This is a genomic window from Burkholderia arboris, assembly GCF_038723655.1.
GTDB lineage: Bacteria > Pseudomonadota > Gammaproteobacteria > Burkholderiales > Burkholderiaceae > Burkholderia > Burkholderia arboris.
Map to the genome: position 1 here is coordinate 1,197,814 of NZ_CP109821.1, position 14,261 is coordinate 1,212,074.

Annotated in this window: 10 protein-coding genes; 6 read left to right on the forward strand and 4 right to left on the reverse strand. The window is 67.7% G+C overall.

Features of this window, described 5'->3' with window-relative positions; all coding sequences use genetic code 11:
* Positions 1-218: 218 nt before the first annotated feature.
* Both otsB and otsA read left to right on the forward strand, forming a co-directional pair.
* A complete protein-coding gene (gene otsB / locus OHZ10_RS05765) occupies positions 219-971 on the forward strand; it encodes a trehalose-phosphatase (RefSeq protein WP_059235321.1) in 753 nt (250 codons plus the stop codon).
* Positions 968-2,353 carry an alpha,alpha-trehalose-phosphate synthase (UDP-forming) gene (otsA, locus tag OHZ10_RS05770; protein WP_342703902.1) on the forward strand — a complete coding sequence of 462 codons (1,386 nt, stop codon included), beginning with the start codon at positions 968-970 and terminating at the stop codon, positions 2,351-2,353. Before otsB ends, otsA begins: the two co-directional genes overlap by 4 nt.
* Before the next feature lie 78 nt (positions 2,354-2,431).
* Here otsA and OHZ10_RS05775 read toward each other — a convergent pair whose 3' ends face one another.
* The gene (locus OHZ10_RS05775) at positions 2,432-4,264 is read right to left on the reverse strand and encodes an ABC transporter ATP-binding protein (protein WP_059235317.1); all 1,833 of its coding nucleotides are present in this window, start codon (positions 4,262-4,264) and stop codon (positions 2,432-2,434) included.
* Positions 4,265-4,830: 566 nt separating this feature from the next.
* On the opposite strand from OHZ10_RS05775, the gene OHZ10_RS05780 reads away from it, so the two are divergent.
* From OHZ10_RS05780 to OHZ10_RS05790, 3 genes are all read left to right on the forward strand, one after another.
* Positions 4,831-5,895 carry a glycosyltransferase family 4 protein gene (locus OHZ10_RS05780; protein ID WP_059235315.1) on the forward strand — a complete coding sequence of 355 codons (1,065 nt, stop codon included), beginning with the start codon at positions 4,831-4,833 and terminating at the stop codon, positions 5,893-5,895.
* Between the two features lie 236 nt (positions 5,896-6,131).
* Positions 6,132-6,941: a hypothetical protein gene (locus tag OHZ10_RS05785; protein WP_059235312.1), complete on the forward strand. Its 810-nt coding sequence runs from the start codon at positions 6,132-6,134 to the stop codon at positions 6,939-6,941.
* 39 nt (positions 6,942-6,980) lie between these two features.
* Positions 6,981-7,445: a DUF2214 family protein gene (locus tag OHZ10_RS05790; RefSeq protein WP_059235310.1), complete on the forward strand. Its 465-nt coding sequence runs from the start codon at positions 6,981-6,983 to the stop codon at positions 7,443-7,445.
* 91 nt (positions 7,446-7,536) lie between these two features.
* On the opposite strand, the gene gudD is transcribed toward OHZ10_RS05790, so the two are convergent.
* The gene (gudD, locus tag OHZ10_RS05795) at positions 7,537-8,889 is read right to left on the reverse strand and encodes a glucarate dehydratase (protein WP_059235308.1); all 1,353 of its coding nucleotides are present in this window, start codon (positions 8,887-8,889) and stop codon (positions 7,537-7,539) included.
* A gap of 359 nt (positions 8,890-9,248) precedes the next feature.
* Here gudD and OHZ10_RS05800 point away from each other — a divergent pair, with 359 nt between their 5' ends.
* Positions 9,249-9,998 (forward strand): FadR/GntR family transcriptional regulator, encoded by a 750-nt coding sequence (locus OHZ10_RS05800; RefSeq protein WP_059235306.1) that lies wholly within the window; start codon positions 9,249-9,251, stop codon positions 9,996-9,998.
* 136 nt (positions 9,999-10,134) lie between these two features.
* On the opposite strand, the gene OHZ10_RS05805 is transcribed toward OHZ10_RS05800, so the two are convergent.
* Both OHZ10_RS05805 and OHZ10_RS05810 read right to left on the reverse strand, forming a co-directional pair.
* Positions 10,135-11,283: a branched-chain amino acid ABC transporter substrate-binding protein gene (locus OHZ10_RS05805; protein WP_174992006.1), complete on the reverse strand. Its 1,149-nt coding sequence runs from the start codon at positions 11,281-11,283 to the stop codon at positions 10,135-10,137.
* Positions 11,284-11,920: 637 nt separating this feature from the next.
* Complete coding sequence (locus OHZ10_RS05810; RefSeq protein WP_174992007.1) at positions 11,921-14,065, reverse strand: phosphocholine-specific phospholipase C; 2,145 nt, start codon at positions 14,063-14,065, stop codon at positions 11,921-11,923.
* Positions 14,066-14,261: the final 196 nt, after the last annotated feature.

Sequence of the window (14,261 nt, forward strand, 5' to 3'; positions counted from 1 at the left end):
GGTTGCGACTGTAGCGCAATTCGTCCGTCCGCGTCCTTTCGAAACCCGTACGGGGCGCGCGAGCGGGGCAATATGTCGCAGTTGACGCAACGGGTCGCGTGAGGCTGGCAATGCACCGGTTTCGCCCATCTCGGTGCGCAGGCGCGGTAAGATGCGCACAATTCCATTCGCGCAGCGGCGGCCTGCGTTTGCCGGCCGACCCCCAGACTATCGAATCGATGCAATCCGTTCCGGCTTCCCTGTCCCTGACCGATACCGCGTTCTTCTTCGACTTCGACGGCACGCTCGTCGAACTGGCGCCGACCCCCGACAGCATTCACGTTCCGTCGTCGTTGCTGACGCTGCTCGACGAGCTGCGCCGCCGCTCGCACGGCGCGGTCGCAGTCGTGTCCGGACGCGGGATCGACAACCTCGACACGTTCCTGAAGATGCCCGATCTGCCGATCGCGGGCCTGCACGGCGCGGAGCGCCGCGATGCGAACGGCGACACGCAGCGTATCGGCTTCAACGACGAACGCCTCTTGCGCATCGAGCGCGAGCTTGCGGGCGTCGTCGACCGTCATCCGGGCATGCTCCTCGAAATCAAGGGCGCGGCCGTCGCGCTGCACTTTCGCAATGCGCCGGAGCGCGAGGCCGTGGCGCGCGAAGCGGCCGAGCGTCTCGTCGCCGACTATGCCGATGCGTACGTGCTGCAGCCCGGCAAGATGGTGTTCGAGATCAAGCCGAAGGGCGTCGACAAGGGGCGCGCGCTGGCCGCGTTCCTCGACGAGCCGCCCTTTGCGGGGCGCGTGCCGCTGTTCGCGGGCGACGACCTGACCGACGAGAAGGGCTTCGCGGTGGTCAACGCGCGCGGCGGCCTGTCGATCAAGGTCGGCGCCGGCGAGACGTCGGCCCGTACGCGGCTCGATTCGGTCGACGCGCTGCATGAGCAGATCGCGCGCTGGCTCGGCGCGGGGCAGCCGCACGCATGAGCCGGCTCATCATCGTTTCAAACCGCGTCGCGCCGATTTCGGAAGGCGAACCGGCGGCGGGCGGTCTCGCGATCGGCGTCTACGACGCACTGAAGGAGACGGGCGGCATGTGGTTCGGCTGGAGCGGCGAAGTGGTCGCGTCCGGTGCGCCGCAGCCGCAGATCCGCGTCGAGGAGCGCGGGCCCGTGACGTTCGCGACCGTCGGGCTGTCGCGCCGCGATTACGACCAGTATTACCGCGGTTTCTCGAATGCGACGCTGTGGCCTGCGTTCCATTACCGCGCGGACCTGATTCAGTACGACCGGCACGAATTCGACGGCTACCGTCGCGTCAACGTGTGGCTCGCGCAGCAGCTCGTACCGCTGCTGCAGGACGACGACGTGATCTGGGTGCACGACTATCACCTGATCCCGTTCGCGCGCGCGCTGCGCGATGCCGGCGTGAAGAACCGCATCGGCTTTTTCCTGCACATCCCGTTTCCGGCCGCGCAGGTGCTCGTCAACGTACCGCCGCACCGCGAGCTCGTCGAGTCGCTGTGCGCGTTCGATCTGCTCGGCTTCCAGACCGAGCCCGATCTGCGCGCGTTCTGCGACTACGTCGAGTTCGAGGCGGGCGGCGAGGTCGAGCGCGACGGGCACACGGTGCGCGTGCGCGCGTTCGGCCAGACGCTGTGCGCGGCCGCCTATCCGATCGGCGTGTATCCGGACGAAATCGCGTCGCTCGCGCAGGCGGGCGAGCATGGCAAGGCCGTGCGCACGCTCGCGACGTCGCTGCGCGGGCGGCAGCTGATCATGAGCGTCGACCGGCTCGATTACTCGAAGGGGCTCGTCGAGCGCTTCCGCGCATTCGAGAAGCTGCTCGAGCACCAGGCGTCGATCCGCAACCGCGTGTCGTTCCTGCAGATCGCGCCATCGACGCGCGCGGACCTGCGTGCGTACCAGGACATCCGCCTGCAGCTCGAAGCGGAGTCGGGGCGCATCAACGGGCGCTACGCGGAGCTCGACTGGGCGCCGATCCTCTACATTCACCGCCAGTACGACCGCCAGGTGCTGGCGGCGCTGTACCGGCTTGCGCGCGTGGGGTTCGTGACGCCGCTGCGCGACGGGATGAACCTCGTCGCGAAGGAATACGTGTCCGCGCAGAATCCGGACGATCCGGGCGTGCTCGTGCTGTCGCGTTTCGCGGGCGCCGCGCGCGAGCTGACGGGCGCGCTGATCGTCAATCCGATCGACATCGACGGGATGGCCGATGCGCTGTCGCAGGCGCTGACGATGCCGCTCGCCGAGCGGCGCGCGCGCTACACGGACATGATCGCGCAGCTGCGCGAGAACAACGTGTCGGTGTGGCGCGACAATTTCCTGCGCGATCTGCAGCACGTCTGACCGGCTGCTTCCGGTGCAATGAAAAAAGCCGCCGTGCGTGATGCACGGCGGCTTTTTTGTCGGCTGGATGCCTGCGCGTCAGGCGACGCGCTCGCCGGTCGGCGTGTTGCCGTCGGGTGCGGCGTGATGGCGGCCGTGCTGCTTCGCGAGCAGGTCGCGATACAGGCCGGGGCGGTTGCGCAGCACGTCGGGCGGGCCGTCGTCGATCACCTTGCCGTTGCTCATCACGATGATCCGGTCGAAGTTGCGCAGCGTCGACAGGCGGTGCGCGATCGCGATCACCGTGCGGCCGACCATCAGGCGGTCGAGTGCGCTCTGGATCGCTTCCTCGGACGCGCTGTCGAGTGCCGACGTCGCTTCGTCGAGCAGCAGGATCGGCGCATCCTTCAGGATCGCGCGCGCGATCGCGATGCGCTGGCGCTGGCCGCCGGACAACTTGACGCCGCGATCGCCGACGATCGTGTCATAGCCTTCCGGCATGGCCTCGATGAACTCCGCGCAGCGCGCGTCGCGCGCGGCGGCGAGCACTTCGTCGCGGGTCGCCTCGGGGCGGCCGTACGCGATGTTGTCGTAGATGGTCCGGTGCAGCAGCGAGATGTCCTGCGGCACGAGCGCGATCGCATGGCGCAGGCTGTCCTGCGTGATCGTCTTCACTTCCTGGCCATCGACCTTCACGGCGCCGTCCTGCGTGTCGTAGAAGCGCTGCAGCAGGGCAAGCACGGTCGACTTGCCGGCGCCCGACTTGCCGATCAGGCCGACACGCTGGCCCGGTTCGATATGGAGGTCGAAGTGGTCGAGGATCGCGCGGCGGTGCGGGTACGCGAACGTCACGCGCTCGAAGTCGACGCGGCCGCCCGTGGCCGACAGCGGTTGCGCGTCGGAGCGGTCCGGCATCCCGTGCGGTTCGAGCAGCGTCTTCACGGCCTCGGAGAGGCGTGCGACGTGCTGCGTGACGTCGACAAGCGCGACCGCGAGGTCACGCGTGCCGTGCAGGATCGTGAAGCCGAGCGAACTGACGAGCACGATGTCGCCCGACGTTGCGCGGCCCTGGTCCCACAGCCACAGCGCCCAGCCGAGCAGGCCGGCCGACAGCATCGCGGTGATCACCGCGTGCAAGAGGCGCAGCTTTTCGAGATAGAGCAGGCTTTGCTGGCGCGCGTCCATCTCGGCCTTGACCGTCGCGCCGAAGCGCTTCTGTTCGCGCAGCGTCATGCCGAACGCGCGCACGAGGCCCATGTTGCCGATCACGTCGACGAGCTCGCCGTCGACCGCGGCGGCTTTCGCCGCGAACGCATGATGGCGAGCCGAGCCGCGCCCGGCGAGCTTGAACAGGATGACGGACAGCACGGCCGAACAGCCGAGCAGGCCGGCGGCCATCAGCGGATTGACGACAATGATCATCAGGATCGCGCCCATCACCGCGATGCACGGCGGCAGCACGTTCCACGCCATCGTGTTCTCGGACGTGTAGACCGCGTTCGACGTGGCCGTGATGCGGCTCGCGAGCGTGCCGGGCTGCTTCTCCGAGTAATACGTCGGCGAATGGCCGATCAGGTACTGGAACAGGTCGCGCCGCAGGTCGCCTGTCACCGCGACGAACGTGTGCGCGGCGACCCAGCCGCCGACGCGCCACAGCAGGTTGTCGGCCGCGATCAGCCCGACGAGCAGCGCGAACGCGCTCCACAGCGGGCCCGGGTGATGGCGCCCGGTCGCGAGTACGTCGATCAGGTGCTTGATCGCGTATTGCGAGCCGAGCGCGCAGCCGACGGCGGCCAGCACGCTGCAGAACACGATGAGGTGCGCGACGGGGTGGAGACGGATGTAGCGGAACAGGAACGCGATCGGCCGGTGCGCGTAGCTCGACAGCTCCGCGTTGTGGGCGTTGCGCTGGGCAGGGGTGAGAGATTCCAAAATATGCGTGCGGTGATTCGGTGATTGAGCGTTGCGGCTGGATCGCATGCCGGCGTTCGCCCGGACTGAATAATCCGGCATTGTAAACAAGGCCGTGCGTCGCGCTGCGCGAATCTTGCCTTGGCCAGGGGGCTCGCGATCGATTTTGAGATAAAATCCGGCATCCCGTCCTGCCTCATGTGCCGGAATCGTGCTGCCGGCAGCCACGGGTGACCTGGATCGCCAAAAGGGCCTTCCACTCTAGAACGGACACCCAAGTCCGCGGGTTGCAAAGTGTTGCACCTTTGTAACAAAGTAAAGTGTTTGAAATGTTGTGCGCCGTATCAGGATTAACCCTAGATAATCGGCTCCGGGTTCGATTCCAGGTTTTTTTACGAACCCCTGTCAACGGGTCTTCGTTTCAAACGTTCTATGCCTGTCGCGTCGCCGACGCTCCTTGAGCAGCGCGGGTTCGACGCCCCCGGCAGGCTGATTCGTCTGATTGTCGGACGAGATGCTTCCAGCCCGGACCGCCGGCAGGTTGCCGACCCATACCTGGTTTTTAGCCGATTTTTTAGGAGTTACGCATGCGAATCGCCCAAATCGCTCCGTTGCATGAAGCGGTGCCCCCGAAACTGTACGGTGGTACCGAGCGAGTGGTGTCCTACCTCACCGAAGCACTTGTCGAGATGGGGCATGACGTCACGCTCTTCGCGAGCGGCGATTCGCAAACCTCCGCAAAGCTCGAAGCGTGCTGGCCGCAGGCACTGCGCCTCGACCCGACGATCCGCGACGTGATGGCCCCGCACATGCTGCTCCTCGAGCAGGTGCGCCGCCGCGCGGAAGAGTTCGATGTCCTGCACTGCCACATCGACTACTACCCGTTCTCGCTGTTCTCGCGCCAGCCGGTCCCGCATCTGACGACGATGCACGGCCGTCTCGACCTGCCGGAACTGCAGCCGATCTTCAATGCATTCAACGACGTGCCGGTCGTGTCGATCTCCGACAACCAGCGCATCCCGCTGCCGCAGGCGAACTGGCTGTCGACCGTGTACCACGGCCTGCCGGAAAACCTGCTGACGCCGATCCCGAACGTGAAGCCGAGCTACCTCGCGTTCCTGGGCCGCATCTCGCCGGAGAAGCGCGTCGACACGGCGATCCGCATCGCCGAACAGGCCGGCCTGCCGATCAAGATCGCCGCGAAGCTCGACAAGGCTGACCGCGCGTACTACGAAGAAAAGATCAAGCCGCTGTTCGCGCTGCCGCACGTCGAGTACATCGGCGAAATCAGCGAGTCCGAAAAGACCGAATTCCTCGGCAACGCGCATGCGCTGCTGTTCCCGATCGACTGGCCGGAGCCCTTCGGCCTGGTGATGATCGAGGCGATGGCATGCGGCACGCCGGTGATCGCGTTCAAGCGCGGCTCGGTGCCGGAAGTGATCGACAACGGCGTGTCGGGTTTCGTCGTCGAAGACGAACTGTCGGCCGTCGCGGCGCTCAAGCGCCTCGATACGCTGCCGCGCGAGAAGGTCCGCGCCGCGTTCGAAGCACGTTTCTCGTCGAAGGTGATGGCGCAGAACTACGTGAAGGGCTACGAGGAACTGCTGCGCCAGAAGCGCCGCACGGTGCTCCGCGAAGTCAACGCAAGCTGATTGCGGGCCGCTGCCGCGCTGCGGCGCGCGGCCGTCATCGACGCCCCGTCCGGGTTTCCGGCGGGGCGTTGTCACATCCGCGGCGCGGATGTGTTGTATTCTCGCCGCGCCCGGCGCCGCGAACGACCCTCGAAGCGGCCCGGCACGCCATCCAGCCGTCTGTCCAGCCGGTAATGTCCCTATAATGGCCGTGCCGTGAAATCCGGCCCTGTACGAATATCCAGAGGAGAGCAGTCTTGGCGAGAACGAAAACCACGCGCGCAGCGCCGGCCCCCGGCGCCGGTGTGATCTTCGCGTTGCGCGCGATCGGTCTCGTGCTGCTCGCGCGCTGGCTGTTCTCGATGTCCCAGATGGGCTATCGCTCGTCGCTGTCCGCGATGGTGTCGTCGCCGTGGGCGTTCGTCTACCTCGTGCTGATCTTCCTGCTGCTCGCGCTGCCGGGCGCCGCCGCGCGTGCCGAGCGGCCGTTTCATCCGCTGCCGCAGTGGCTGCGTCAGGCGCTGCGCGTCTTCGCGCTGATCGGTTTCCTGTTCGCGGTCTGGTCGATCGGCATGTTCGCGTGGGTGGCCGGCTGGCGCCACGCGCTGCATGCGGTGACGGCGACCAACGGCTGGCTCGTCGCCGCGCCGGCGCTCTACGCGGCAATCGTCTGGATCTGCCGCCCGCGGCCGCTGTGGCGCACCAACGTGGCCGCTCGCCGCTTCGCGGTCGGCCGGTATGCGATTTCACTCGACGTGCTGACGCGCACCGCGATCGTCTGGATGGAAAGCCGCAAGGTCGGCCAGTACGACGCGCGCGAGCTGTCGGTGCGCTGGCCCGGCCGGGCGGCACCTGCCGTTGCGGGCGAGGGCGCGCTGGAGACGCAGCCGGCAGTCGTGCCGCCGCGTCGCGGCAGCCTGTTCAATCGGCCGAAGGTCGAACTGCTGTGGGATTCGCCGGCGGCCGTCGGCCATAACCGGCAGATCGTGATGCGCGCGCGGCTCGCGACCGAAGGTGACCGCGTCGCGGTGCTCGCGCTCGACGCCGCGCTCAAGCAGATCGTCTGACAGGGCCTGCGCACCGGGCGCGGGCGACAAGGAGGCGCGATGATCGTCCGCTGGTTGCTGGCTGCCATTCACCTGAGCGCATTCGGCGTCGCGTTTGCCGCGATCGCGGGGCGTAACCGCGCATTGCGCCGGCTCATTGCGTCCGCGCAGGCCGCCGACCTGCCTGGCGTCTTCAAGGCGGATGCTGCATGGGGAGTGTCCGCGCTCGTGCTGGTCGTGACGGGCCTCATGCGCGCGTTCGGCGGTTTTGAAAAAGGCGCCGCGTACTATCTGCACGAGCCACTCTTTCACCTGAAGATGACAGCGCTCGTGCTGATCCTGCTGCTCGAGGTCGTGCCGATGCTGGGGCTGATCCGATGGCGCGTTGCCGCGCGGCAGCAGCAGATGCCCGATCTCGGCCGTGCGCGCACCTATGTGCGGATCGGCCATTGGCAGGCCGTGCTCGTGATCGTCATCGTGTTCGCCGCGTCGGGGATGGCGCGGGGGATCGGGCTGGCCGGGTAGGTGCGGCCGGCCAGGCCCGACCAGGTCGTCGTGGCCGGCAAGGGCCGGTCACCGGTCACCGGGCGGCCCTGCCGCCCGGTTCGTCCCGCGCTCAGCGCACGAGACAGGGGCGCTTGTTGTTGAACGTCCACCCCGGGATCAGATACTGCATGGCCGCCGCATCGTCGCGGGCGCCGAGGCCATGCTGCTTGTACAGTTCGTGCGCGACCGCGACCGCATCCATGTCGATGTCGACGCCGAGACCCGGGCGTTTCGGCACTTCCACCAGCCCGTCCTCGATCTTCAGCGGCTCGCGCGTCAGCCGTTCTCCGTCCTGCCAGATCCAGTGCGTGTCGATCGCGGTGACCTGACCCGGCGCGGCGGCCGCGACATGCGTGAACATCGCGAGCGACACGTCGAAGTGGTTGTTCGAATGCGAACCCCACGTGAGGCCCCAGTCGCGGCACATCTGCGCGACGCGTACCGAACCCTGCATCGTCCAGAAGTGCGGGTCGGCGAGCGGGATGTCGACGGCCTGCAACTGTACGGCGTGGCCCATCTGCCGCCAGTCGGTCGCGATCATGTTGGTCGCCGTCGGCAGCCCCGTCGAGCGGCGGAATTCGGCCATCACCTCGCGGCCCGAGTAACCGTTCTCCGCGCCGCACGGATCTTCCGCATACGCGAGCACGTGATGCTGATCGCGGCACAGTCGCACGGCCTCGTCGAGTGACCATGCGCCGTTCGGGTCGAGCGTCACGCGTGCGTCGGGGAAGCGCTCGGCGAGCGCCGTCACGGCCTCGATCTCGCTTGCGCCTTCGAACACGCCGCCCTTCAGCTTGAAGTCGTTGAAGCCGTAGCGCGCATGCGCGGCCTCGGCGAGCCGCACGACGGCCTCGGGCGTCAGCGCGGCTTCGTCGCGCACGCGGGTCCAGTCGTCGGTCGCGCCGCTGCCGTCGCGATAGGCGAGTGCAGTTTTAGTGCGGTCGCCGACGTAGAACAGATAGCCGAGCATTTCGACGCGCTCGCGCTGCTGGCCTTCGCCGAGCAGGGCGGCGACCGGCACGCCGAGATGCTGGCCGAGCAGGTCGAGCAGCGCAGCTTCGAGTGCGGTGACCGCGTGGATCGTCGTGCGCAGGTCGAAGGTCTGCAGCCCGCGGCCGCTCGCGTCGCGGTCGGCGAAGGTGCGCCGCACGTCGTTGAGCACCGCGTGGTAGTTACCGACCGGCTGGCCGACGACGAGCGCGCGTGCGTCGTCGAGCGTGCGGCGGATGCTTTCGCCGCCGGGCACTTCGCCGACGCCGGTCCGGCCCGCGCTGTCCTTCAGGATCACGAGGTTGCGGGTGAAGAACGGACCGTGCGCGCCGCTCAGGTTGAGCAGCATGCTGTCGTGGCCGGCGACCGGAATCGCTTGCAGGTCGACGATGCGCGGCGTGTCGTGGGAAGGCGAGGCTGTGACGGCGTTCATGGGCGGCGATGGCAAAAGAGTGGGGCAATGCCGTGCGGCAAAAGCTTTGCCGCGCGCGGCGGGAGGTGCGATCATTCGACAACCGACGTGCGCGGCGCGCAAGGCCCGCATGTCGACGCAACCCGAAACGGGGTGGGAGCGACAACGAGACCAGCAAAGCGCAGAACGCGAACACTGGCCGATCGTAAGGCATGGGACCGGGCGGCGCTGGAATGCCGGCCTGAGTCGACAGGAGATCCGTGCACCGATCATCAGTCGTCGGATGACTTGTGACGCAGTATAATGAATCATCGGCTTTCGCTCAAACCCCGCGTAAACCCTCGGCTCACATTACGATCATTCAAAAAGGAACCGGCCTCATGTCCGTGCCTACGCTTCCCGCAGCGCCGCGCCGTCGCGCACGCAGCCTCGCACAAGATGTCGTCGACGCGCTGACCGCGCAGATCGAAAACGGCACGCTGCGCCCTGGCGACAAGCTGCCGACCGAAACCGAAGTCATGGCGGCGCAGGGCGTGAGCCGTACGGTCGTGCGCGAGGCGATCTCGCGGATGCAGGCGAGTGGCCTCGTCGAAACGCGCCACGGCATCGGCAGCTTCGTGCTGGAGCCGTCGCGCCGCCAGGCGCTCGGCATCGATCCCGCGACGATCACGACGCTGCGCGACGTGCTCGCGGTGCTGGAACTGCGCATCAGCCTCGAGAGCGAGTGCGCGAGCCTGGCCGCGCAGCGCGCGAACGATACCGACCTCGCCGCGCTGCGGCGTGCGCTCGACGCGATCGCGACGGGGGCGGGCGGCGGGCGTGACACCGCGCAGCTCGACTTCCAGTTCCACCTGCAGATCGCGCAATCGACCGGCAACCGCTATTTCGTCGACATCATGACGCAACTCGGCACGTCGATCATCCCGCGCACGCGCGTGAATTCGGCGCGCTTCGCGGGCGACGATCTCGAGCGCTACGTCGGCCGGCTGAATCACGAGCACGAGGACATCTACGAGGCGATCGCGCGCCACGACCCGGAAGCCGCGCGCGCCGCGATGCGCACGCACCTCACGAACAGCCGCGAGCGGCTGCGCCGCGCGCACGAGGCGGCGGAAGCCGAGGCCGGCTGACCGTTGCATGACGAGGCCCGCGTTGCCGCGGACCCAGCCGAATTGCGGCAACATCAGTCGTCATACGAGATCGGTGTCGCGTCATCGATCTGCGCGGCCAGGCGGCGCATCCGCCGCCGGCCGCCGAACCCGCCGATCAGCCTCCCTTCGTCACGATCGTCTTCCACGCGCCGCTCTTCACCTGGTACAGCGTCGACATCCCGCTCTTCAGCGAGCCGTCGTTCGCAAATGAGATGCGGCCGGTCACGCCTTCGAAGTCGATCTTCTTCAGCGCCGGGCGATAGACCTTCGGGTCGGTCGAGCCGGCCGCCTGCATCGCCTTGATTGCCGCCCACGCCGCGTCGTAGCCGAACTGCGCATACGACAGCACGTCGACGCCGAAGCGCTTCTTGAACCGCTGTTCGAAATCCTTCCCCTGCGGCAGCTCGTCGAGCGGCCGGCCGTATTCCCACGCCATCGCGCCTTCGGCGGCCGGGCCCGCGATCTTGATGAACTCGTTGTCCTTCACGCCGCCGCCGCCGACGAACTGCGCATTCAGCCCAAGCTGACGCATCTGCTTGATGAAATTCGCGGCGAGCGAGTCGAGGCCGCCGAAGAAGATCAGGTCGGGGTTCTTGCCTTTCAGGCTCGTGATCTGCGCGCGGAAGTCGACCGCCTGGTTGCTGGTGAACTCGCGGCCGATGATGTTGCCGCCGGCGGCCTTCACGGCCTTCTCGAATTCGTCGGCCTCGCCCTGGCCGAACGCCGTGCGGTCGTCGATGATCGCGATGCGCTTCGCCTTCGTCACGTCGACCGCGTACTTGCCCGCGTTGCCGGCGTTCTGGCCGTCGGTCGCGATCACCATGAACATGTTCGCGAGCCCGCGCGACGTGAGCGTCGGGTTGGTCGCGGCCGGGTCGATCACCGGGATGCCGGCCTTGTCGTAGACGACCGAGGCCGGAATCGTCGTCCCCGAGTTGAAGTGACCGACCACGACCGACACGTTCTGGTCGACCAGCGCCTGCGCGGCCTGCACGCCGATGCGCGGGTCGGCCTGGTCGTCCTGCACGACGAGATTGAAGTGCGCGGGCTTGCCGGCGATCTGCACCTTCTGCGCGGCGGCATCGTCGAGCGCGAGCTGCACGCCGTTCTGCAGATCCTTGCCGTAGCCGGCGTTCACGCCCGTGAGCGGCGCGGCGAAGCCGACCTTCACGTCGGTTGCGTCGGCGGCCTGGGCGGCCTGTTGCGAGAGGAGGGCAAGCGCGGATGCAATCGACACCGACAGCAGGGAATGACGGAATTTCATGTTGTTCCTCTTGTTCGACACCTGCGAGTGGGTACCGCGCGCGTCCGGGCGGGCCGGGCGCGTGCGACGGGCGGGCGGTTCGACCGCTTCTCGGAATCGGGCGGGGAGGTCGGCATCGTGATCCTCGGAAGAATCTCCCGTCAGGCTCCGTAAGAAGCCCCGATCGCCTCGATATATAGGTCGCCGATATGCCCGGGTCTTGGCAATTTGCCGCGCATTCGGTGCGGATTTGCGCATAGCTTCCGCGCGAGCGGGATCGACCGGTATCGGGAGTTTCCCGTCGGGAACGGAGCGGGCGGAGAGGCGGAGAGGCGGAGAGGCGGAGAGGCGGAGAGGCGGAGAGGCGGAGAGGCGGAGAGGCGGAGAGGCGGAGAGGCGGAGAGGCGGAGAGGCGGAGAGGCGGAGAGGCGGAGAGGCGGAGAGGCGGAGAGGCGGAGAGGCGGAGAGGCGGAGAGGCGGAAAGGCGGAAAGGCGGAAAGGCGGAAAGGCGGAAAGGCGGAAAGGCGGAAAGGCGGAAAGGCGGAAAGGCGGAAAGGCGGAAAGGCGGAAAGGCGGAAAGGCGGAAAGGCGAAGAGGCGGAGAGGCGGGGCAAAGACGCGGCGCGGCCCGCCGGGGCCGCGCCGCGCGCGGGAGGCCGTCAGTCGGACAGGGCGTCCGATGCGGCTTCGGCGTCGTCGTGCGACGCGTGCGTGCGGATCAGCGGATCGCTGGTGCTCGGGCGGCCCGTTTCGACGTGGCCCGCGAAGCGGCGCAGGAAGCCGAGCAGCCGGCCGTCGCTGACGGTCAGGTCGTACCAGCCGTGGCTGCCGCGCAGATCCCAGTAGTCGTCGACGTGCGCGCCCGGCGCGAGGTCGAACGTGCGCGAGCGGCCGTGGCCGTACGCGTTCGTGACCTTGAGCCGCACGGCCTTGTGGCCGCGGTTCATCAGGCGCAGCGTGATGTTGCCGTTCGCAACGTCATAGCCGTAGATCACTTCGGGGTTCACGTTCGCGCTGCCGACGCCGGTCGCGAACGGGCCGCGGAAATGGCAGTAGAAGCCGTTCGGGCCGTACACGTCGAGGTCGTACAGGCCGAGCGATGCCGCAGCGCTCCACGTGTCGGCAACCCGCTTGCCGGCTTCGACCGTGTAGGCCCACGGACCGTCGAGGCGGTTGCGCGACTGGACCTGGAACGCGGCGCCTGCGCGGCCCGTGTTCGCGAAGGTCAGCCGGAACTGGCCGTTCACGGATTCGACGCGGCCGTGCACGAACAGCTCGTACGGCAGCGCGCGCGCCGGACGCAGCCCGGCCTCCTGCTTCGGCAGCTTCTGCAGCACCGGCGGCGCCGGGATGTAGTCGGGGTGGCGGGTGCGGTCGGGCGGCGCGTAGCTGCTCGTGTCGGGCAGCGTCGGCCACGCGGCATCGGACGTCGCGAAGTCGAACGCGGCGGTCAGGTCGCCGCACACCGTGCGGCGCCACGGCGACACGTTGGCGGCCGTAACCGGGTATTGCGCGCCGAACCGTGCCTCGATGAATTGCAGCAGCGACGTGTGATCGAAGGTCTGCGAGCAGACCCAGCCGCCCTTGGTCCACGGCGACACGACGAGCATCGGCACGCGCGGCCCGAGCCCGTACGGGCCGGCCATGTGCGACGCGTCGCCGGGGAACACCTCGTTGGTCGTCGCGACCGTCGACAGCCCGTTGTCGCGCGACTGCGGCGCGAACGGCGGCTGCACGTGATCGAAGAAGCCGTCGTTTTCGTCGTACGTGATGAACAGCGCGGTCTTGCTCCACACGTCGGGATTCGACACGAGCGCCTTCAAGACCTGCTCGATGTACCACGCGCCGTAGTTCGCGGGCCAGTTCGGGTGCTCGGAATACGCTTCCGGTGCGCAGATCCACGACACCTGCGGCAGCGTGCCGTTCTTCACGTCCTGCTGCAGCACGTCGAACAGCGTGCCGCCGGCGCTGATGTTGGTGCCGGTGCGCGCCTTGTCGTACAGCGGCGTGCCGGGCAGTGCGGTGCGGTACTGGTTGAAGTAGAGCAGCGAGTTGTCGCCGTAGTTGCCGATGTACGGGTTTTGCGTCCAGCCCCACGAGCCGTTCGCGTCGAGCCCCGTGCCGACGTCCTGGTAGATCTTCCACGACACGCCGGCCTGTTCGAGCACTTCCGGATAGGTCTTCCAGCCGTAGCCCTTTTCCTCGTTGCCGAGCACCGGGCCGCCGCCCGTGCCGTCGTTGCCGACGTAGCCCGTCCACATGTAGTAGCGGTTCGGGTCGGTCGAGCTCGGGATCGCGCAGTGGTATGCGTCGCAGATCGTGAATGCATCGGCGAGCTGGTAGTGGAACGGGATGTCGTCGCGCTTCAGGTACGCCATCGTCGTGGTGCCCTTGTTCGGCACCCACTGGTCGTAGCGGCCCTTGTTCCACGCGGCGTGCATGTCCTGCCAGCCGTGCGGCAGGTCCTGCAGGAACTGCAGGCCGAGCTTGTCGGCGCCCGGGTGGAACGGCAGCAGTTCGGCCGGGCCGACAGGCTGGTGGAACACCGACTTGCCGTTCGCGAGGCGCAGCGGGCGCGGGTCACCAAAGCCGCGGACACCGCGCATCGTGCCGAAGTAGTGGTCGAACGAACGGTTCTCCTGCATCAGGATCACGATGTGTTCGATGTCGCGGATCGTGCCGGTGCGGCGGTTCGCGGGAATCGCGAGCGCATCGCGGATCACGGGCGGAAACAGGTTCAGCGCGGCGGCGCCGGCAGTGCCGGCGGCGACGCGCAGGAAGTCACGACGGTTCGATCGGGTCATGGTCGTTATCGTGCGGTAAAGGGGGGAGCCGATTGGCGGGACCTACGGGAAGGCGCGCACCGGGGCGCAGGATGCGGCTGCGCCGGTTCGTGCCGCCGCGAGCATAGCGAGGAATCGGTGTCATTCATGTGAAGTCCGGAAACGTTTGCATGTGCGGCGAAGCGGCATCGGGACGTATGTCGTCAACGGTCGTGAA